Source organism: Roseisolibacter agri (genome assembly GCF_030159095.1).
GTDB lineage: Bacteria > Gemmatimonadota > Gemmatimonadetes > Gemmatimonadales > Gemmatimonadaceae > Roseisolibacter > Roseisolibacter agri.
In genome coordinates this window covers 57,207-75,440 of record NZ_BRXS01000001.1, presented here as the reverse complement: position 1 = coordinate 75,440, position 18,234 = coordinate 57,207, and the positions used below count along the sequence as shown (strand labels likewise).

At 74.8% G+C, this 18,234-nt stretch carries 17 protein-coding genes; 10 read left to right on the top strand and 7 right to left on the bottom strand.

Going from position 1 to position 18,234, the window contains the following annotated elements; translation table 11 throughout:
* Window positions 1-125: 125 nt before the first annotated feature.
* On the bottom strand, window positions 126-893 hold the full coding sequence (locus rosag_RS00410; RefSeq protein WP_284348006.1) for a transporter: 768 nt from the start codon (window positions 891-893) through the stop codon (window positions 126-128).
* A gap of 31 nt (window positions 894-924) precedes the next feature.
* Window positions 925-2,919, bottom strand: a complete 1,995-nt coding sequence (locus rosag_RS00405; protein ID WP_284348005.1) for a methyl-accepting chemotaxis protein — start codon at window positions 2,917-2,919, stop codon at window positions 925-927.
* 146 nt (window positions 2,920-3,065) lie between these two features.
* On the opposite strand from rosag_RS00405, the gene rosag_RS00400 reads away from it, so the two are divergent.
* The 6 genes from rosag_RS00400 (at window position 3,066) to rosag_RS00375 (ending at window position 11,153) form a co-directional block, all read left to right on the top strand.
* Window positions 3,066-4,064 (top strand): 2-hydroxyacid dehydrogenase, encoded by a 999-nt coding sequence (locus rosag_RS00400; protein ID WP_284348004.1) that lies wholly within the window; start codon window positions 3,066-3,068, stop codon window positions 4,062-4,064.
* A 96-nt stretch (window positions 4,065-4,160) separates the two neighbouring features.
* Window positions 4,161-5,744: a methyl-accepting chemotaxis protein gene (locus rosag_RS00395; protein WP_284348003.1), complete on the top strand. Its 1,584-nt coding sequence runs from the start codon at window positions 4,161-4,163 to the stop codon at window positions 5,742-5,744.
* Between the two features lie 42 nt (window positions 5,745-5,786).
* Window positions 5,787-8,201, top strand: a complete 2,415-nt coding sequence (locus rosag_RS00390; protein ID WP_284348002.1) for a penicillin acylase family protein — start codon at window positions 5,787-5,789, stop codon at window positions 8,199-8,201.
* A gap of 366 nt (window positions 8,202-8,567) precedes the next feature.
* Window positions 8,568-9,896: a pullulanase X25 domain-containing protein gene (locus rosag_RS00385; protein WP_284348001.1), complete on the top strand. Its 1,329-nt coding sequence runs from the start codon at window positions 8,568-8,570 to the stop codon at window positions 9,894-9,896.
* A gap of 447 nt (window positions 9,897-10,343) precedes the next feature.
* Window positions 10,344-10,556 (top strand): hypothetical protein, encoded by a 213-nt coding sequence (locus rosag_RS00380; RefSeq protein ID WP_284348000.1) that lies wholly within the window; start codon window positions 10,344-10,346, stop codon window positions 10,554-10,556.
* Between the two features lie 126 nt (window positions 10,557-10,682).
* On the top strand, window positions 10,683-11,153 hold the full coding sequence (locus rosag_RS00375; protein WP_284347999.1) for a hypothetical protein: 471 nt from the start codon (window positions 10,683-10,685) through the stop codon (window positions 11,151-11,153).
* A 92-nt stretch (window positions 11,154-11,245) separates the two neighbouring features.
* Here the strand turns inward: rosag_RS00375 and rosag_RS00370 are convergent, their stop codons facing one another.
* Together rosag_RS00370 and rosag_RS00365 are read right to left on the bottom strand one after the other, a co-directional pair.
* Entirely contained in the window at window positions 11,246-11,374 is a 129-nt protein-coding gene (locus rosag_RS00370; protein ID WP_284347998.1) for a hypothetical protein, read from the bottom strand.
* Between the two features lie 80 nt (window positions 11,375-11,454).
* Complete coding sequence (locus tag rosag_RS00365) at window positions 11,455-11,982, bottom strand: hypothetical protein (protein WP_284347997.1); 528 nt, start codon at window positions 11,980-11,982, stop codon at window positions 11,455-11,457.
* 133 nt (window positions 11,983-12,115) lie between these two features.
* Between rosag_RS00365 and rosag_RS00360 the strand changes: the two genes are divergently transcribed.
* From rosag_RS00360 to rosag_RS00350, 3 genes are read left to right on the top strand one after another with little or no spacing between them, the layout of a single operon-like run.
* Complete coding sequence (locus tag rosag_RS00360) at window positions 12,116-12,601, top strand: phage holin family protein (protein WP_284347996.1); 486 nt, start codon at window positions 12,116-12,118, stop codon at window positions 12,599-12,601.
* A 45-nt stretch (window positions 12,602-12,646) separates the two neighbouring features.
* Entirely contained in the window at window positions 12,647-13,684 is a 1,038-nt protein-coding gene (locus tag rosag_RS00355; RefSeq protein WP_284347995.1) for a hypothetical protein, read from the top strand.
* Between the two features lie 2 nt (window positions 13,685-13,686).
* Window positions 13,687-14,652 (top strand): DUF3618 domain-containing protein, encoded by a 966-nt coding sequence (locus rosag_RS00350; protein ID WP_284347994.1) that lies wholly within the window; start codon window positions 13,687-13,689, stop codon window positions 14,650-14,652.
* On the opposite strand, the gene rosag_RS00345 is transcribed toward rosag_RS00350, so the two are convergent.
* Entirely contained in the window at window positions 14,638-16,128 is a 1,491-nt protein-coding gene (locus rosag_RS00345; protein ID WP_284347993.1) for a sensor histidine kinase, read from the bottom strand. The two genes, rosag_RS00350 and rosag_RS00345, sit on opposite strands and share 15 nt — an antisense overlap.
* Window positions 16,129-16,217: 89 nt before the next feature.
* On the opposite strand from rosag_RS00345, the gene rosag_RS00340 reads away from it, so the two are divergent.
* Complete coding sequence (locus rosag_RS00340) at window positions 16,218-16,637, top strand: hypothetical protein (RefSeq protein WP_284347992.1); 420 nt, start codon at window positions 16,218-16,220, stop codon at window positions 16,635-16,637.
* Between the two features lie 124 nt (window positions 16,638-16,761).
* Here the strand turns inward: rosag_RS00340 and rosag_RS00335 are convergent, their stop codons facing one another.
* Complete coding sequence (locus rosag_RS00335; protein WP_284347991.1) at window positions 16,762-17,583, bottom strand: methyltransferase domain-containing protein; 822 nt, start codon at window positions 17,581-17,583, stop codon at window positions 16,762-16,764.
* Window positions 17,580-18,233: a class I SAM-dependent methyltransferase gene (locus rosag_RS00330; RefSeq protein ID WP_284347990.1), complete on the bottom strand. Its 654-nt coding sequence runs from the start codon at window positions 18,231-18,233 to the stop codon at window positions 17,580-17,582. The genes rosag_RS00335 and rosag_RS00330 overlap by 4 nt, the downstream gene beginning before the upstream one ends.
* Between the last annotated feature and the right edge of the window lies 1 nt (window position 18,234).

Sequence of the window (18,234 nt, the reverse complement as noted above, 5' to 3'; positions counted from 1 at the left end):
CGGCCCTCACGAACGGAGTGCGCGCCGCTACGGCGAGGCGGCTGGATCGGTGCCCCTTGGTACGACGCGGCGGCGCACTCGTCAAGAGCGCGCCGCCCGTCCGGATCCTCCCTTCGCTCGGCGCGCTACCAGCGCTGCGAGAAGCCGAGCCCGAGGAAGTAGTCGCGGCGGTTGCCGCCCAGCCCGCGGCCCACGCGCAGGTCGAGCTGGTGGTTGTCCGTGAAGAGGTACGTCACGCCGCCATTCGCGAAGTGCGTCCCCTGCGCGCCGTCGGGCCGCGTCCCGAACCACTCGAGGTACGCGCCCGTGCGCTCCGAGAGCGAGCGCGCGAGCGAGAGGCTTCCCGCGACCTCGCCGGTGCGCGCGTCGCCCGCGTCCACCGACGCGACGTTGAGGTTGGACGACAGCGCCCACGCCTCGCCGAGCGACCAGCCCACGAGCAGCTTGGCCTCGGGCGAGACGCCGCCGCCGCGGAACGCCCGCGACCCGGTCGGCAGCGCCGCGCCGACGATGAGCGCGGTCGTCGGCACCAGCCCCGCCGCGCGCGACTCGCCCACGAGCTCGAACTTGGCGCCGAGGTTGCCGTCGGAGAGGCCGTCCACGGCGCCCGGGCCGGCGACGCGCACGTACGACGGGAGCCCCAACCGCAGTTCCACGCCGCCGCGCACGCCCACGCGCACCAGCGTCTCGCCGAGCGTGTTGGCGCGCACGTCGTCGGTGCGCTCGAGCGTGTTGCCGGCCTCCACCTGCACCGCGCCGCGCGGCACGGCCACCGGGCTCTCGGTGAAGTCGGGACGGTCGGTGACTATGCTGCCGGAGTAGGCGCCGTGGGAGGCGCAGCCGGACGCGAGCGCGGCGGCGGCGAGGACGGGAAGGACGGCGGGATGACGCATGGGAGGGGACTGCGGAGGATGGGACGCCGCGTCAGCGCGCGGCCAGGAGTCGGGTGTCGAAGCGCGGCGTGGAGCGCGGCGCATCCGACGGTGCGGCGGCATCGAGCACGAACGCGTCCACCGCGTCGCGCAGCACGCGCGCCTGCGCGTCGAGCTCCTCCGCCGCCGCGGCGGACTGCTCGGCCGTGGCGGCGGTCTGCTGCGTGGCGCCGTTGAGCTGCTCGACGGCGGCGCCGATGTCCATCACGTCGCCCTGCTGGCGCGTGCTGGCCTCGGTCACCGCGTCGAGCACGATCGCGAGACGCGCCGCGCAGCCGTCGATCGAGCGCAGATGGCCCACCACCTCGTCGCTCGCCTGCGTGCCGAGGTGGACGCGCGCCTCGTTCTGCGCCACGAGATCGCCCGTGCGGCGCGCCGCCTCGGCGCTGCGGAGCGCGAGCGCGCGGACCTCTTCCGCCACGACGGCGAAGCCGCGCCCCGCGTCGCCCGCGCGCGCGGCTTCGACGGCGGCGTTGAGCGCGAGCAGGTTCGTCTGGAACGCGATCTCGTCGATGGTGCGCAGCACGGTCGCGGTCTCGCGCGCGCTGGCGCCGATGAGCGCCATCGCGTCGGTCAGCCCGGTCATCGCGCTCACGCTCGCGGCGGCGCTGGTGCGCGTGTCCGCGGCGACGGCGCTGGCCGCCGTCGCCTGCTCGGCGTTGACGTCGGCGGAGCGCCGCAGCTCCAGCAGGCGCGCGGTGACCTCCTCGAGGCTCGCGGCCTGCTCGCTCGCGCCGCTGGCGAGCGCCTGGCTGCCACCCGCGATCTGCGCGCTGGCGACGGCGACCTGCCCCGCCGTCGTACGCACGCCGTCGAGCGCCGTGCCGAGCTGGTCGAGCGCGCCGTGCAGCGCGGTGCGCAGCGTCGCGAAGTCACCCGTGTAGTCGCCATCGAGGCGCGCGGTGAGGTCGCACTCCGCGACGCGCTGCAGCACCGCGATCGTCTCGCGCGTGGGCGCCGCGACCGCGCCGACCGTGTCGTTGATCCCGGCCACCAGCTCGCGGTACACGCCGTCGAAGCGCGCGGACTCGCCGCGCACCGAGAGGTCGCCGGCGCGCGCGCCGTCGATCAGCGTGCGCGTCTCGCCCAGCAGCCCGTGCAGCGCGTCCACGGCGCCGTTCAGCGACGCGGCCAGCCGGTCGGCCTCGGAGCGCGCCGTCATCCGCACCGACAGGTCGCCGCGCGCGACGTGCGCCGCGGCGTCGGACGCCTCCCGCAGGTAGCCCATGAGCGCGCGGAACGCGTCGGCCAGCGCGCCGATCTCGTCGCGCCCGTGGTGCGTGACGTCCGCCGTCACGTCGCCCAGCGCCACGCGCCGCGCGACCGCCGCCATCTGCGCGATCGGGCGGCGGATGGACGCGGCCAGCGCGAGCGCGATGCCCATCACCAGCGCGACGACGACGCCGGCGATCACCAGCACCCAGTGCCGCGTCGCCTCCGCCGTGCGCGCGTCGGCCGTGACGCGCGCCTGCAGCCGCTGCTCGGCCAGCGTCCCGAGCGCGCCGAGCGAACGCTCCAGCGTCGCGAAGCTCGCCTGGAACGCGGCGAAGCGCACGCGCGTCGCGGCCGTGTCGGCGCCGAGCGCGCTGGCCATCGAGTCGGCCTGCGCGACGTAGCGCATCGCGTCCGGCTGCGCCGCGCGCGTGGCGGCGCGCACGTCCTCGAAGCCGGCCGTCCGCGCGACCGTGTCCAGCTCCGCCAGCAGCTTGGGCCCGTCCTCCGCGAGATCCTCGCGCAGCGTCGCGACGCCGGCCGAGTCGCCGTTGGCGTGCGCCACCAGCATGCCGACCACGTCGCCGCGCACGGCGTCGTGCATCATGTCCGCGGTCAGCGTGTGACGCTGCACCACGTTGGCGGCGGTCGTCGTGTGGAGCAGCGCCAGCGTGTCGGTGAGGCCGGAATGCCCGACGAGCCCCACGGCCATCGTGGATCCCGCGCCCACGAGCGCGAGGGCGAGCAGCTTCTGTCGGAGCGTGAGAGCGAGCATGGATGCGGGGGGACGGGTGCGGACCAGCGTCAGCCACGATTCGTGACGGTTCCGTCGAGTGTCGACCGCTGCGCGCGCGCGCTCCACACCTTCACGAAAACGTCATGACCTCCCTCTCACGCGAGCGCGCGCGTAGCATTGCCGCCATGCGCCCCGTCGTCGCCGTCACCCGCCGCCTCCCCGCGCCCGTGGAGGCGCGCCTCACCAGCGCCCTCACCACCGCCGTCGATGCGCGCCTGAACGCGGACGACCGCCCGCTCGACGCCGACGGGCTGGCCGACGCGCTGGCCACCGCCGACGCGGTGCTCTGCACGGTCACGGACCGCATCGACGCGGCGGTGTTCGCCGAAGCGGCGCGCCGCGCGCCCGACGGCCGGCCGCGTGCGGGCCTGCTCGCGAACTTCGGCGTCGGCGTCAACCACATCGACCTGGAGGCGGCGCGCGCGCACGGCGTCGCGGTCACCAACACGCCGGGCGTCCTCACCGACGACACGGCGGACGTGGCGATCGCGCTCATGCTGATGGCCGCGCGGCGGCTGGGCGAGGGCGAGCGCGAGCTGCGCGCGGGCCGCTGGAGCGGCTGGCGGCCGACGCATCTATTAGGGACGTCGCTCACCGGTGCGACGCTCGGCATCGTGGGCTTCGGGCGCATCGGGCAGGCGGTCGCGCGGCGCGCGCACCACGGCTTCGGCATGCCGGTGCGCTACCTCAACCCGTCCGCGCGCGACGCCGAGGCGGCCGCGGTGGGCGCGACGCGCTGCGGGACGCTGGCAGAGCTGCTGACGACGAGCGACGTCGTCTCGCTGCACTGCCCCGCGACGCCCGCGACGCGCCACCTGATCGACGCGGCGGCGCTCGCGCACGCGCGGCCGGGCGCGATCCTCGTGAACACGGCACGCGGCGACGTCGTGGACGCCGACGCGCTGGCCGACGCGCTGCGCGCCGGCCGGCTCGCGGCCGCGGGCCTCGACGTCTATGAAGGAGAGCCGCGCGTGCCGCCCGCGCTGCTGGCGCTGGAGAACGTCGTGCTGCTGCCGCACCTGGGCAGCGCGACGGTGCGCACGCGGCGCGCGATGGGCGACCGCGCGCTCGACAACCTCGAGGCGTTCCTCGCGGGCCGCACGCCGCCCGACCGCGTGATCTGAGGCGCGCGAATCCTCAGGAAATCGTCACGAACGACCGAGACTTCCCGGCGTGCCTCGCCCGCCATGCGCGGGCGCCGTCTCCTCGCCGTCCGCCCGATGCTCTTCCGCCGTCTCGCGTCCCGCCGCCCCGCTCCACCGGCCGCCCACATCCCGCGTGGGACGATCGCGCTGACCGATCCGGCCGTCGCCGAAGGGGTGACGTTCATCGGGCTGACGGAGGAGGACGTGGGCGTGCTGGCGCACTGGGCGCCCGCGTGCGCGCGGCGCACGGACGCCATCGCGGCGTCGATCCTCGGGCGCGTCGCGAGCCACCCCACGCCGCGCGCGCTGCTGGCGGCGCACGTGCCGGACGCCGAGCGCACGCCGCTCATCGCGCGGCACGTGCAGTCGATGCTCGCGGGCCGGCTGGACGACGCGTACGTGCAGGCGCGCCACGCGGCCGGCGCCGCGCTCGACCGGCTCGGCCTCCATCCGCACTGGGCGATCGCGCTCTACGAGACGCTCCGGCGCGCGCTCGGCGACGCCATCGCGGCGGAGGGCGCGAACGATCCGGAGCAGCGGCGCTTCGGCCAGGCGCTCGCGCGGCTCGTGCAGCTGGACGTCGGGCTGGTGACCGGCGCGTCGGCCGACGCGAGCCGGCGGCGCCTGGAGGCCGCGGGCGCGGAGCAGGCGCGCTTCCTGGGCGAGGTGGGCACGGTGCTGGCCGCGCTGCGCGCGCGCGACCTGACGCCGCGCGTGCGCGGCGCGTACGCGGGCGAGCACGCGCAGCTGCAGCAGCTGCTCAACGGCGCGCTCGACGACCTGTCGGCGGCGCTGGGCGAGATCGAGGCGACCAGTGCGCAGGTGGCGGCGTCGGCGGACGACATCCGCGGCGGCGCGGGCGCGCTGGCGGCGGACGCGGGCGACCAGGCGGCGAGCCTCGCGACGGTGAGCGCGCACGTGCAGCGCCTCGGCGAGACGGCGGGCCGCAACGCCGCCGGCGCCGAGCAGGCGAGCGCGCTGGCGGCGCAGGCGCGCGCGGCGACGCACGAGGGCGCGCGCGAGATGCAGCGGCTCGCGACCGCGATGGGCGAGATCCGCGCGAGCGCCGACGCGACGCGCCGCATCGTGAAGACGATCGACGAGATCGCGTTCCAGACGAACCTCCTCGCGCTGAACGCGGCGGTCGAAGCCGCGCGCGCGGGCGACGCGGGGCGCGGCTTCGCGGTCGTGGCCGAGGAGGTCCGCGCGCTCGCGCTGCGCAGCGCGGACGCGGCCAAGCGCACGGCGGAGCTGATCGCCGATGGGCTGAAGCACACCACCGCCGGTGTGACGCTGACGGCGCAGGCCGTGGCGCAGTTCGAGGCGGTGGAGCGGCGCGTGGGCGAGGTCGCCGCGGTCACCGGCGCGATCACCGAGGGGAGCGCCGAGCAGCGGCGCGACGTGTCGGCGGTCGAGACGTCGGTCGGCGAGGTGGACGACGTCACGCAGCGCGTGGCGGCGACGGCGGACGAGTCGGCGACGGCGGCCGAAGCGCTGGCGGCGCAGGCGGCGGCGGTGCAGGACACGGTGCGCCGCTTCCGCCGCGCGCCGGTCGACCGGCGCCGCGCCGCGCCGGTGGCGCCAGCGGTGCCCGCGCCGGGCACGATCCCGGGGCCGTTCCGCGAGGAGCGCCGCCGCAGCGTGTTCGGCGAGAACTGAGCGCACTCGCGGGGCGCCGGCCCGCGGGCTATCCTCGCCGCCATGCCTGCCCTGCCCCGTCGCGCGGCGCTCGCCGCCGCCCTGCTCCTCGCGTCGCCCGTCGCCGCACAGCCGGCGCCCGACACCCTCCGCACGCCCGGCCTGCGCGCACCCGTCACGCTGCTGCGCGACTCGTCCGGCATCGTGCACATCCGCGCCGCCAACGAGCACGATCTCTTCTTCGCGCAGGGGTGGAGCGCGGCGCGCGACCGGCTGTTCCAGCTGGAGCTGTGGCGCCGCCAGGCCACCGGCACGATGGCGGAGGCGCTCGGCGCGCGCTGGGCGGCGCGCGACCACGGCGCGCGGCTCTTCCGCTACCGCGGCGACGCGGCGCGCGAGCTGGCGCACTACCATCCGCGCGGCGCGGCGATCGTGCAGGCGTTCGCGGACGGCGTCAACGCATGGATCGACCGCGTGGCGCGCGACAGCACGCTCCTGCCGCCCGAGCTGCAGCGGCTCGGCATCACGCCGGGGCGCTGGACGCCCGCGGTGGTGGTGTCGCGGCACAACGCGCTCGTCGGCAACGCCGAGACGGAGATCGACCGTGCGCGGGCGGTGCGGACGCTGGGCGCGGCGCGCGTGGCGGCGCTGGGCGTGTTCGGGCCGGGGCGCGTGATGCTCGATCCCGACACGGCGCTGGACGTCGCGGCGCTGTCGGATTCGGCGCTGGCGCTGTTCCGCGCGTTCCGCGCGCCGGCGGCGTTCACGGCGACCGACGTCGCTGGTGCTGCAGCATCGAGCGGCGAGCGGGAAGCGGCGAGCGAGTCGTTCGAGGACATGCCGGAAGGCTCCAACAACTGGGCCGTCGCCGGCACGCGCACCGCGAGCGGCAAGCCGATCGTGGCGAACGACCCGCATCGCACGATCGCCGTGCCGTCGCTGCGCTACTGGGTGCACCTGACCGCGCCCGGCTGGGACGTGATCGGCGGCGGCGAGCCCGCGCTGCCCGGCGTCGCGATCGGCCACAACCGCCACGGCGCGTGGGGGCTCACGATCTTCGGCCTCGACCAGACGGACCTCTACGTCTACGAGCTCGATCCGCGCGACCACACGCGCTACCGCTACCGGGGCGCGTGGGCGCGCATGCGCAGCGAGACCGACACGATCCGCGTGCGCGGCGAGGGGCCGCGCGTGGTGACGCTGCGCTTCACGCGCCACGGTCCCGTGACGTGGATCGACAGCGCGAGCCATCGCGCCTACGCGGTGCGCGCGGCGTGGCTGGAGCCGGGCGGCGCGCCGTACCTGGCGAGCCTGCGGCTGGACCAGGCGCGCACGTGGGACGAGTTCCGCGCGGGGCTGCGCTACGCGCACATGCCGGCGCTCAACTGGGTGTGGGGCGACACGAGCGGCACGATCGGCTGGCAGGCCGCGGGCATCGCGCCGGTCCGCCGCACGTGGAGCGGGCTGCTGCCGGTGCCGGGCGACGGGCGCCACGAGTGGGCCGGCTTCCTCCCGATCCTCGAGCTGCCGCACCGCGTGAACCCGCGCGAGGGCTTCGTCGGCTCGGCCAACGAGAACAACGTCCCCGCGGGCTACGCGCACACCGATGCGGTCGCGCGCACCTGGGCGGAGGCGTGGCGCGGCACGCGGCTGCGCGAGGCGCTCGGCACGGTGACCGGCGCGACGGCGGCCGACATGGCGCGCCTGCAGCACGACGAGACGTCGCTGTCCGCGCGCGCGCTGGCGCCGCTGCTGCGCGATGTCGCTTTCGAGGACACGAACCGCGGTGCGCTGGCGCGGCGCGCGCGCGACACGCTCGCGGCATGGGACCACGTGCTCGCCGCGTCGTCGGTGCCGGCGGGCGTGTACATGATGTGGGAGCGCACGCTCTCGCGCGCAGTGACGCGCCGCGCGATCCCGGCCGACGCGCGCGACGCGATGGGCAGCGTCCCGCTGACGCGCGTCGTCGAGTGGATGACGCGACCGGAGCGTGCGCCGGCGGGCGTGCTCGACGCAGGCGATCCGCGCGCCGCGCGCGACGCGCTGCTGGCCGCGACGTTCGGCGAGGCGGTGGGCGAGCTGTCGACACGCTTCGGGCCGGAGCTCGCGCGCTGGCAGTACGGCCAGGCGCGCTACCACCACGCGCTGATCCGCCATCCGCTGGGCGCGGCGCTCGACAGCGCGGCGCGCGCGACCTTCGACGTCGGGCCGGCGCCGCGTGGCGGCTCGGCGCACACGCTCAACGCCACGGGCAGCGGCGACAACCAGACCGCGGGCGCGTCGTTCCGCATCGTCAGCGACGTGGCCGACTGGGACCGCTCGCTCGGCACCAACACGCCCGGGCAGAGCGGCGATCCGCGCAGCCCGCACTACCGCGACCTGTTCGGGCCATGGGCCGAGGGGCGCTACTTCCGCGTGCCGTACACGACGCGGGCGGTGGAGGCGGCGGCGGAGCGGCGGGAGGTGCTGGCGCCGTGAGCGGCACTGCAGGGGACGTGGCCTTCATGAATGCGCCGGACCCGAACGGAACGGCAGCAAGGATGCGATCGGACAAGATCTGATAAGAGCGGATGGCTTCGCGTGGTGGCGACCAACATCGCGTCACGCGGAGCCATCCGCCGTTATCAGACTTTCTCCGATCTTCATCCTTGCAATGCCGTTCGCCGTTCAGGGTCCGGCGCGCGGCGATCGCCGTCACGACCGCGAACGTCCCTCCCGATGAACGATCGGGCAGGTGTGGCCCGAGCGCCTCAGGATTGCATGTTCGCGGCTCGGCCCGCACACTGGGCGCGCCACGGGACCGCCATGAGCCCGTCGCCGACACCCATCGTGAGGATCGCGCCCATGCCCGTCGCGCCGCGCCGCCGCCTCGCTCACACCGCCGCCCTCGCGCTGCTGCTCGCGAGCGCGTGCGCGGATCCGACCCTGGCGCCCGACGGCGCGCTGCGTCCACGGAGCCGCCCCTCGGGTGACCACACGCCCGCCCCCACGACGGTCACGGTCGCGGCGAGCTTCCAGTCCGAAGCGGGGTGCGCCGGCGACTGGCAGCCGACGTGCTCCGCGACGCAGCTGATCTACGACGCGAACGACGGCGTCTGGCAGCGCGCGCTCGGCATCCCCGCCGGCAGCTACGAGTACAAGGCCGCGCTCAACGGCACGTGGGACGAGAACTACGGCGTGAACGCGACCGCGAACGGCGCGAACCTCTCGCTCTCGCTCGCGGCGCCGGCGACGGTGAAGTTCTACTACGACCACGCGACGCACTGGATCACCGACAACCGCCGCTCCGTCATCGTGACCGCGGCGGGGAGCTTCCAGTCGGAGCTGGGCTGCTCGGGCGACTGGGACCCGACGTGCCTGCGCTCGTGGCTGCAGGATCCGGATGGCGACGGCATCTACACGTTCGTCACCAGCGCGCTCCCGGCGGGCAGCTACGAGGTGAAGGCCGCCATCAACGAGGGCTGGGACGAGAACTACGGCGCGAGCGGCCAGCAGAATGGCGCCAACATCCCGTTCACGGTGGCCGCGGGCGCCACGATGCGCTTCGCGTACGACGCGGCGACGCACGTGCTCACGATCACCGAGGTGCAGCCGCCGGTGACGACCGTGACCGCCGTCGGCAGCTTCCAGTCCGAGGCGGGCTGCGCGGGCGACTGGGATCCCACGTGCGCGGCCACGCACCTGACGTACGACGCGACGTCGGGCACCTGGCGGGCGGTGTTCACGCTGCCGGGCGGCAGCTACGAGGCGAAGACGGCCATCAACGACAGCTGGAACGTGAGCTACGGCGCCGGCGGGGTGCTCTTCGGCGACAACATCCCGTTCACGGTGCCGCCGACGGGCGCCGCGATGCGGTTCACGTACGATCCGTCGACGCACGTGCTGACGATCGCGGAGGCCGTGCCCACGTCGACCACCGCCGCGCAGCAGCTCGCGGTGCTGCGCGCGATGGTGGGCGCGCTGGCGCTGGACCGCGGCACGACCACCAGCCTGCAGGCCAAGCTGGCCGACGCGCAGAGCGCCATCGCCTCCGGCGCGACGGCCGCCGCCTGCTCGAGCCTCGCGGACTTCATGGCGCAGGTGCGCGCGCTCAGCGGGCGGAAGATCCCGGTCGACGGCGCGACGGCGCTCCTGGACGCCGCGACGCAGATCCGCGCGACGCTGGGCTGCTGAGCGGCGCGCCGGACCCGAACGGCAACCACAGACAGGATCAAGACGGATTGGCGGACAGGATCTGATGTGCCCTCCTCATTGCGCAAAGCTCCATGCGCCGTGAGGAGCGTACATCAGATCTTGTCCGTTCAATCCTGTAAATCCTGTCAAAGCCGTTCGCCGTTCGGGCCCGGCGCAGCCGTCAGGGCTCGACGTCGGCCGCCGAAATCACTGATTCCACCGGCGCAGCGGCGCGAACGCGTCAGCCGGCGCCCACGGGCAGCCGTCATCGGCGTTCCACGCATGAGCGCTTCTTACGCCTCTCGCCCACTTGCCCCTACGAGCGCCGCCGGTGGGTCGGTCGCTACAAGAGCTCCTGCGGTTGGATAAAGCGCCCCTTGCGTAACCCGAGATTAAGACCAAGAGTGGGGCGCCCACCGTCATTTGTTTCCACGCGGGAGCCCATCCATGACGGCACCTAGCGACGAGCAGAAGCGTATCCGGGATGAGTACGATACCCATCTGACCAAGTTCACGCCGGTGTCTGACGTTAGCCCCGCGGCCGTCATCCTAAATGCCGAGGTGCGTGCGCTCATCAAGCGCATGGGCCGTCGGCCGTCGACGGTGCATGATGAGGTGATCGAACTTCTGCATGGCGCGCGCGAAACGGCAGCCGTTTAAGTACGTACGTCCGAGAACTGCGATCTCAAGATCGCACGCGAGGCGCTCGCGCAGGCCAAGGCACGTCTTGCGCAGCATGAGCAGTCACGCAATCGCCTCTACTACCTGCTCGGACTCGGAGTCGGAGTGCTCGCGGCGGTGCTCGTTCCAATCGCCATCTGTGGTCTTTACGTGGTCCTCGTGCGGCTGGGGAATGTCCGAGGACCTTTGACCTTCGCGAACGACAGCGCAGACGCACTGGTGCGAGTGGCCCGGATTCTCACGTACGCTGGGCTCGGCGCCGTAGCAAGCGTGATCATGCGGCTGCCTGGGACCGATCTGAGCGGCGAGACTAAGACGCGCATCGTCGTATTCGCTGGTGCAGGCCGCCCGATACTGGCGGCAATTTTCGCCGTCGTAGTCTACCAGATCCTCCACCACGGGATCATCAACGTCGGCACGACTGCTACGCCCCAGGCGTTCGCGTATGTGCAAGTCGCGGCATTCCTGTGCGGCTTTAGCGAGCGGTTCGCCACAGACATCCTCGATCGAGTACCGTTTGGAGGTCGGCCAGAGCAGACGCGCGGCGCGCCAGTCGGTAACGGCAGTCTTAGCTGAAGCGCACCCTTGCGCTTACACAGTTCACCGGTTGCGCTCCCGGCCCACTCATGGCGCAGCTAGGCGCCCCGCCGACGGTCGGTTCGCACACGTCAACGAGCGGCTGCTACAATCGCAAGTCTGATGGCTTGTTCTGCATCCATGTGCACGCGCATGGAGTTCTTGACGATCTGCTCAAGTGTGAATGGGTCCACTTGGAGGCAGGCCATCTCGAGCTTCATCGGAGCCATCAGACTTTCGATCCAAAATTCTCGGACTTTCATCCTTACCTATTGCTGCCGTTAGGGTCCGGCGTGAGAAGTCAGGGCTCGACGTCGACCACGGGAATCACCGGCTCCACCAGCGCGTACAGCCGCGCGAACGCGTCCGCCGGCAGCAGCGGGCGCGCGTGCAGCGCGGCCAGGCCGAGCATCAGGCACGACATCGCGGCGCCCCCGCCGCCGGGCTGCGCGTGCCCAAGGTCCCACAGCGACTGCACCTGCGCGACGCGGCGCCGCGTGCGCGGATCCGCCGACGGCGGCGCGTCGCGTGGACGCCGCGGGCCGTCGTGCGTGCCGCCCGTCAGATCGCGCACCAGCTCGACGCCGAAGCCCACCACCGCCAGCGCCTGCTGCAGCGCGGGCAGCGCCGGCACCGCCGCGCCGGCCGCCGACAGGCGCGCGGCGCGCTGCCAGCGCGACATCGGGTCGCCCGCGACGAAGCGCTGACCGATCGCGTCCAGCCGGCCCCACTCCGCGGGCCCCAGCCGCGCGACGCGCGCCAGCCACCGGTCGACGACCGCGTCGCGTCCCGGCGTGAGCGTGCGGATCTCGAGGCGGGGCGTGCTCATGCGGCGAAGGTACACCGCGCGGGGACGACGCGCTGCTGCGGCCGACCTCGCCGACGGTCCGCCGCGGCGCACCCGACCGGGCCCGCGCCTTGCCCCGGCGGTCCTCCCCACGACGACGGAGGAATGGACGGCGATGGCATCGGAGCCCTACGACCCGCGCATCACGCGCTCCCCGAACGGCGGCGGCATCCACGCCGCGCCCGAGCCCTCGCTCGGCGAGCTGCTGCGCCGGCTGAGCCAGGATACCGGCGAGCTCGTACGGCAGGAGATGCTGCTGGCGAAGGCGGAGATGCGGCGCACCGGCGCGACGCTGGCGCGCGACGGCGTGCGGATCGGCATCGCCGTCGGCTTCGCGCTCGCCGGCACGCTCGCGGTGGGCGCGTTCGCGGTGCTCGCGCTCGGGCAGCTGCTCGGCAACTACTGGCTCGCGGCGCTCATCGTCGGCGTCGTGCTGCTGGCCGCGGGCTACTTCCTGGGCCTCGCGGCGGTGAACGACGTCAAGCGCCGCTCGATCGGCGCGCCGCAGACCGTCGAGACGCTGCGCGAGGACGCGGCGTGGGCGCGGCAGGAGATGCGCGAGGTGCGCCGCGAGCTCACCGCGCGGCCGCGCGGCGACTGACGAGACGCGCGCGACCACGCGCGCGAGACCTTCGAGGAGGCATCAATGGCCGATTGGCAGGGTTCGACGCCGGGCGACACGCCCGGCTACGGCAACACCGGGCAGGGGCAGGCCTGGGACGCGAACCGTCGCGACCAGAATCCCGCGCCCTGGCCGACGCAGCAACCGACGCAGCAACCGACGCAGCAACCGTCGCAGCAGTCCTCGCAGTACGCGTCGCAGCAGCCGTGGCCGCAGTCGCCGCCGTCGCATCAGCAGTCGTACCAGCAGCAGCAGCAGCTGCAGCAGTCGTCCCCGCCGCGTGACGTGCACGGCGCCGTCGAGCAGGCGAAGGACCGCGCCGTGCACCTGGCCGGCGACGCGCGCGAGCAGGTGACGCAGCGCGTGGAGTCTGGCCTCGACCGCGGCAAGGCGCGCGCGGCGGACACGCTGGGCGGCGTCGCGCAGGCGCTGCTGCAGTCGAGCCAGCAGCTGCGCCAGCAGCAGCCGCAGCTCGGCGACTACGCCGAGCGTGCCGGTCGCGAGATGCAGCGCCTCTCGGACTACCTGCAGCGCGCGGACGTCCACGAGCTGGTGGACCGCGCGGAGGACGTCGCGCGCCGCCAGCCCGCGCTCTTCCTGGGCGGGATGTTCGCGCTCGGCGTGATCGGCGCGCGCTTCCTCCGCAGCTCGCAGCGCGCGCAGCGCCCGACGTACGAGCGCGGCTCGTCCGCGTTCGACCATGCGTCGGCGGAGCGCTACGGCCCCGACTACCCGCCGCGCCCGACCGCGAGCTACGGGCAGGACCGCGGCGCGGCGTCGTCGCCCAGCCCGTACGGCAGCAGCCCGTATGGCAACGCGTCGTTCGGCGCCACGCAGCCGGTCTACGGCGGCTACGGCAGCACGCAGCCGCCCAGCACGGCTCCCTACACGCCGCCGCTCGACCGCGACGTCACCGAACGCCAGCGCGTCGCCAGCGAGCCGACCTACGGCACGCCGGGGCTGGGCCAGGAGTCGTTCCGCCGCGCCGACTCGGCGTGGGACACGACGCCGGACGAGCGCACGGAGCCGGGCGGCGGCTCGCGTGGCGGGGAGCCGCGCTGACCATGGAACGGTCCATGGAGCGGCCCAGCGAGTGGACGGCGCCCGACGCGGCGCCGCGCCAGCACGACGAGCGTGAGCCCGATCCGACCGAGCTCCGCGCCGGCATCCGCGAGACGCGCGAGCGCCTCGGCGAGACGCTGGAGGAGCTCGGCGCGCGGCTCAACCCGCAGCACATCCGGCAACAGGTGAAGCACGACATCCGGGACGCCACCATCGGCAGAGTGGAGCACATGGCGCGACAGGCCGCAGACCGGGTGCAGGAGACCCGGAGCTCGTTGGCGGACACGATCCGCGAGAACCCCATCCCGGCGGCGATGGTCGGCATCGGCCTCGGGTGGCTCTTCATGAACCGCCGTCGCGGCGGCGCACGCAGCACGTACGACGCGCAGTACGGCGGCGCCTACGGCGAGCTGCGCCCGTACCGGCCGCGCCTCGACGCGTACGACACGGGCGCGTACGGCGCGGGTGCGTACGACGCACGCTACGCCGCGGGGCCGTCGCCCTACGCGGGCGGCCACGCGGGCGGCTACGCGGGCGACGCGTCGGGCGCGATGGACCGCGTGCGCGAGCGCGCGAGCGAGACCGCGCACGACGTGGCCGAGCGGACGCAGCACGCGGCGCACGCGGCGCAGGCGGTGGCGCAGCAGACGCGCACGCAGGTCACCAACCAGGTGCGCCGCGTCGAGGACCGCTTCGACGAGCAGCCGCTCGTCGTCGGCGCCGCGACGCTCGCGCTGGGGCTGGCGGCGGGCCTCGCGCTGCCGGCGAGCGACCGCGAGGTGCGCCTGATGGGCGACGCGCGCGACCGCCTGGTGGACCGCGTGAAGGACGCGGCCGAGGAGGCGGCCGGCAAGGTGCAGCACGTCGCCGCGCGCGTCATGGACGAGGCGCAGGACACCGCGCGCGAGGCCGCGCGCGACGAGGGCCTCACCGGGTCGCGCTCGACGCAGCCGTCACCACAGTTCTGAGCCCGGGCGCGGGGACGGCGGCTCGCGTCGTCCCCGCGTCTCGCCGCGCCGGTCGCCGCGCCGACGGCGCTCCGAGCTGCCGCGCCGTGGCGCGCCCGACCGCCGGTCGATCGCCTGGCCGTCGGGCGCGTGCGTGCGCCGCAGCACGAGCGTGAACGTCGAGCCGGCGCCGAGCGCGCTCTCGGCGCTCAGCTCCCCGCCCATGCCGCGCGCGAGGTCGCGGCTGATCGCGAGGCCGAGGCCCGTGCCCTGGTGGGCGCGCGTGAGCCCCGTGCTCACCTGCACGAAGGGCTCGAACACGGCGGCGAGGCGGTCCGCGGGAATGCCGACGCCCGTGTCGTGCACGCGCACGATCGCCTCGTGCGGATGGCGCGGCCGCGCGCCGAACTCCAGCACCACGCGTCCGCCGGGCGCGGTGAACTTCACCGCGTTGTCGAGCAGGTTGAGCAGCACCTGCACGAGCTTCTCGCGGTCCGCCCACACGGGGATGCCCGCGCCCGCGTCGTCGGGCAGGCTGACCTCGAACGCGATCCCCTTCGCGGCGAGCTGCGGCTCGACCATCGGACGCACGTCGGCGAGCACGTCGAGCACGCGCGTCGGCTCCAGCGCGAACTCGACGCGCCCGCTCTCCAGCCGCGCCAGGTTCAGCACGTCGTTGATGAGGCCCAGCAGGTGGCGCTGCGCCCGCGCGACGCGGTCGAACGCCTCGCGCTGCGCGTCGGTGACGGGCCCGTGGATCCCCATCTCGACCAGCTGCAGGTGGCCGCCGATCGCGTTCAGCGGCGTGCGCAGCTCGTGGCTCATCCGCGCGAGGAACTCGCTCTTCGCGCGGTTCGCCTCGTCGGCCTCGCGGCGCGCCTCCTCCGCGGCCGCGCGGGCGAGGCGCTCGGCGTCGAACAGCCGCGCGCGCTCCAGCGCCACCGCGCACTGCTGCGCCACGGCCTGCAGGAACTCGAGGTCGTCGTCCGAGCGGAAGGTGCGCGGCTCGGAGAAGCGGAAGGCGATCGCGCCGAACGGCCGCGCGTCGGACGCCAGCGGGAAGGTCGCCAGCGCGTGCGCGCCCACGCGCGACCAGAGCGACGCCGTGTCGGGATAGCGCTCGACCATCTCCGCGCGCGACGTCAGCAGCACCGGCGCGCCGGTGCGCACCGCGTCCGCCACCGGCAGCGGCTGCTCGATCGGGCTCCGCTCCCAGTCGGCGCGCACGTCCGCGGGAAATCCGCCGAGCCCGATGCGCTCCAGCCAGCGGCCGTCCGCGGAGACCAGCGCGACGATGCTGGAGCTGGCGCCGACCACGGGCACCGCGTGCCGCGCGACGGCCTCGGCGACCTCGAGGGCCGTGAAGGCGCGCGCCAGCGCGGCGGAGATCGCGAGCAGCCCGCGCAGCCGGTCCACCGACACGTGCGCGACCTGCATCGCCGCGGCCTGCGACGCATCGCCCGAGACACGGACCCGCTCGACCTGGATGTCCGCCATCACCCGGCGCGTGCGGGTCGAACGAACGAGCCCGCGCGACGCGCGCCGGCACGGTCCGTGATCATGCGCGCGGGCCCCGACCAGCCTCCATGCCAGAGCCGCAGCCCTCGACATCCGCGACGCGCGGCACCGCCACCGGCGGCCGGGAGATCACCGGCGCCGACGGGCGCCGCTGGCGCGTGACCGCCGTGCGGCCGCAGGAGGTGCTCGGCGAGCGGCGCCGCGGCGCGGACCGGCGCACGACGCCCATCGAGGCGCTGGAGGACCCGCCCGTGCTGCAGCGCCGCACGGGCGACGAGCGGCGCGTCCACGCCGAGCTGCGGCACGCGCTGCCCGGCATGCTGCTGCCCGAGGACTGGCGCGACGGCTGGCTGCTGTTCGAGGCGATCGGCAGGCCCGGCGACCCGCCCGACGTGCGGCGCCGCGCGCCCATCCCCGATGGCTGGGCGACGCTGCCCGACGACGCACTGGCGCGCGAGCTGGCCCGCGCGACGCGGCCGCGGAGCTGACGCACAGGGCAGGAAGGGGGACAGGAGGCGGGCGGGCACGGGAGGATGCAGCGGTCCGGAGGGCACGCCCCAACCTGTGCGCTCGGGCCCGGTTTGGCGAGCCGCGCGTGCCGTCGCGTGTGATCTACGCCCGCCTGCGCCCGATCACCTCGACCATCGGCGGCGTGAGGAGCCACGCCGCGGGATCCCGCGACCGCTCGGCCCACTCGCGCCGGAACGCCGCGTGGTCGTCGGCCGAGAGCCCGCCCGAGGCGACGAGCCCGGGGAGGAAGTTCTCGAAGAAGCGCCACGGCCACTCCCACAGCGCGGTGCCGGGACGCGCCAGCCGCACGATCGGCCGCAGCGTCTCGATCTCGAGCCCCGCACGCTGCATCATCGCGGGCACGTCGCGGCCGACGTCGGGGTTCCCGCCGCTCTGCCGGAACGACTCGGTGACCGCGCGGATGATCCGGTCGGTCGCCGCGCCGCGCGGGGCCATCATCAGCGCCTCGTAGTGGCAGTAGTCGAGGACGACGAACGCGCCACCCGGGCGCAGCGCGCGCGCCACGCGGCGCACCACCTCCTCGGGATCGCGCACCCAGCACAGCACCCAGCGCGCGAACGCGCCGTCCACGCTCGCGTCCTCGATCGCGAGCTGCTCCAGGTCCTGCACGTGCGGCTCGACGTGCGCGTAGCCGCGCCGCGCGCGCTCCGCATCGAGATGCGCGACGAAGCGCTGCGACACGTCCACCGCGACCACGCCGCCGCTCGGCGTCACGAGGTCCGCGAGGTCGAAGGTCGCGTAGCCCGGCCCGCAGCCCACGTCGAGCACGCGCTGGCCGGGGCGGAAGCGCGCGCGCTCCCACGACGCCGCCGTCGGCGCGGCCCACACCTGGTGCTGGAAGCCGAGCCGCCGCAGCTCCGCGTCGTTGGTGCCGAGGACGTACTCCTGCTCCGAAGCGCTCACGACGACTCCTCCTGCTCGACTTCCTGCGGTGCCTCCGGCGCGACGTCGGACGGGCGGCGGATCTCCGCGGCATAGATCGATCCGCCGAACATCGACCCGCACGCGCCCACGGTGCGCGGCCGTCCCCATCCGTCGGGCACGATCGCCTGCAGGCGCGCCTGCGACACGGGGTGCGGCACCCACGGACTCGGCGCGCGCCCCTCGTACTCCACCAGCACGAGCGCGCCGCCCGGCCGCAGCGACGTCGCGATGCGCGCCAGCACCACCGCCTGCTGGCTGGCGGGCACGAAGTGCAGCGCGTTGGCGAGCAGCACGCCGTCGAGGTCGCGGAGGCCGAGCGTGTCCCACGCGCGCGCGTCGGCGAAGTCCGCGAGCTGCGGCACGATCACGGCGCCGCTCGGCCGCCGGCCGGCGAGCGCGAGCAGCGCGGCGTACGCGGCGACGTCGCGGTCGATCGCGTGCACGCGCGCGCCCTGGCCCAGCAGCATCGCGAGCGCCTCGGTGAAGGTGCCGTGGCCCGCGCCCAGGTCGGCCCAGCGCGGCATGCCGGGGATCGCAGCGTCGCCGCGGCGCGCGACGCCCATGACGAGCGCTGCCGCCTCGTGCGGCTGCATGCGTGACTGCGCCTGGGACTGCGTCTGCGACTCCATG

Coding starts and splice junctions, on each gene's coding strand:
- rosag_RS00410 (WP_284348006.1), bottom strand. CDS start 893: ATGCGTCATCCCGCCGTCCTTCCCGTCCTCGCCGCCGCCGCGCTCGCG.
- rosag_RS00390 (WP_284348002.1), top strand. CDS start 5,787: ATGCCTGCCCTGCCCCGTCGCGCGGCGCTCGCCGCCGCCCTGCTCCTC.
- rosag_RS00380 (WP_284348000.1), top strand. CDS start 10,344: ATGACGGCACCTAGCGACGAGCAGAAGCGTATCCGGGATGAGTACGAT.
- rosag_RS00405 (WP_284348005.1), bottom strand. CDS start 2,919: ATGCTCGCTCTCACGCTCCGACAGAAGCTGCTCGCCCTCGCGCTCGTG.
- rosag_RS00365 (WP_284347997.1), bottom strand. CDS start 11,982: ATGAGCACGCCCCGCCTCGAGATCCGCACGCTCACGCCGGGACGCGAC.
- rosag_RS00395 (WP_284348003.1), top strand. CDS start 4,161: ATGCTCTTCCGCCGTCTCGCGTCCCGCCGCCCCGCTCCACCGGCCGCC.
- rosag_RS00370 (WP_284347998.1), bottom strand. CDS start 11,374: ATGAAGCTCGAGATGGCCTGCCTCCAAGTGGACCCATTCACACTTGAG.
- rosag_RS00360 (WP_284347996.1), top strand. CDS start 12,116: ATGGCATCGGAGCCCTACGACCCGCGCATCACGCGCTCCCCGAACGGC.
- rosag_RS00350 (WP_284347994.1), top strand. CDS start 13,687: ATGGAACGGTCCATGGAGCGGCCCAGCGAGTGGACGGCGCCCGACGCG.
- rosag_RS00340 (WP_284347992.1), top strand. CDS start 16,218: ATGCCAGAGCCGCAGCCCTCGACATCCGCGACGCGCGGCACCGCCACC.
- rosag_RS00385 (WP_284348001.1), top strand. CDS start 8,568: ATGCCCGTCGCGCCGCGCCGCCGCCTCGCTCACACCGCCGCCCTCGCG.
- rosag_RS00400 (WP_284348004.1), top strand. CDS start 3,066: ATGCGCCCCGTCGTCGCCGTCACCCGCCGCCTCCCCGCGCCCGTGGAG.
- rosag_RS00345 (WP_284347993.1), bottom strand. CDS start 16,128: ATGGCGGACATCCAGGTCGAGCGGGTCCGTGTCTCGGGCGATGCGTCG.
- rosag_RS00330 (WP_284347990.1), bottom strand. CDS start 18,233: ATGGAGTCGCAGACGCAGTCCCAGGCGCAGTCACGCATGCAGCCGCAC.
- rosag_RS00355 (WP_284347995.1), top strand. CDS start 12,647: ATGGCCGATTGGCAGGGTTCGACGCCGGGCGACACGCCCGGCTACGGC.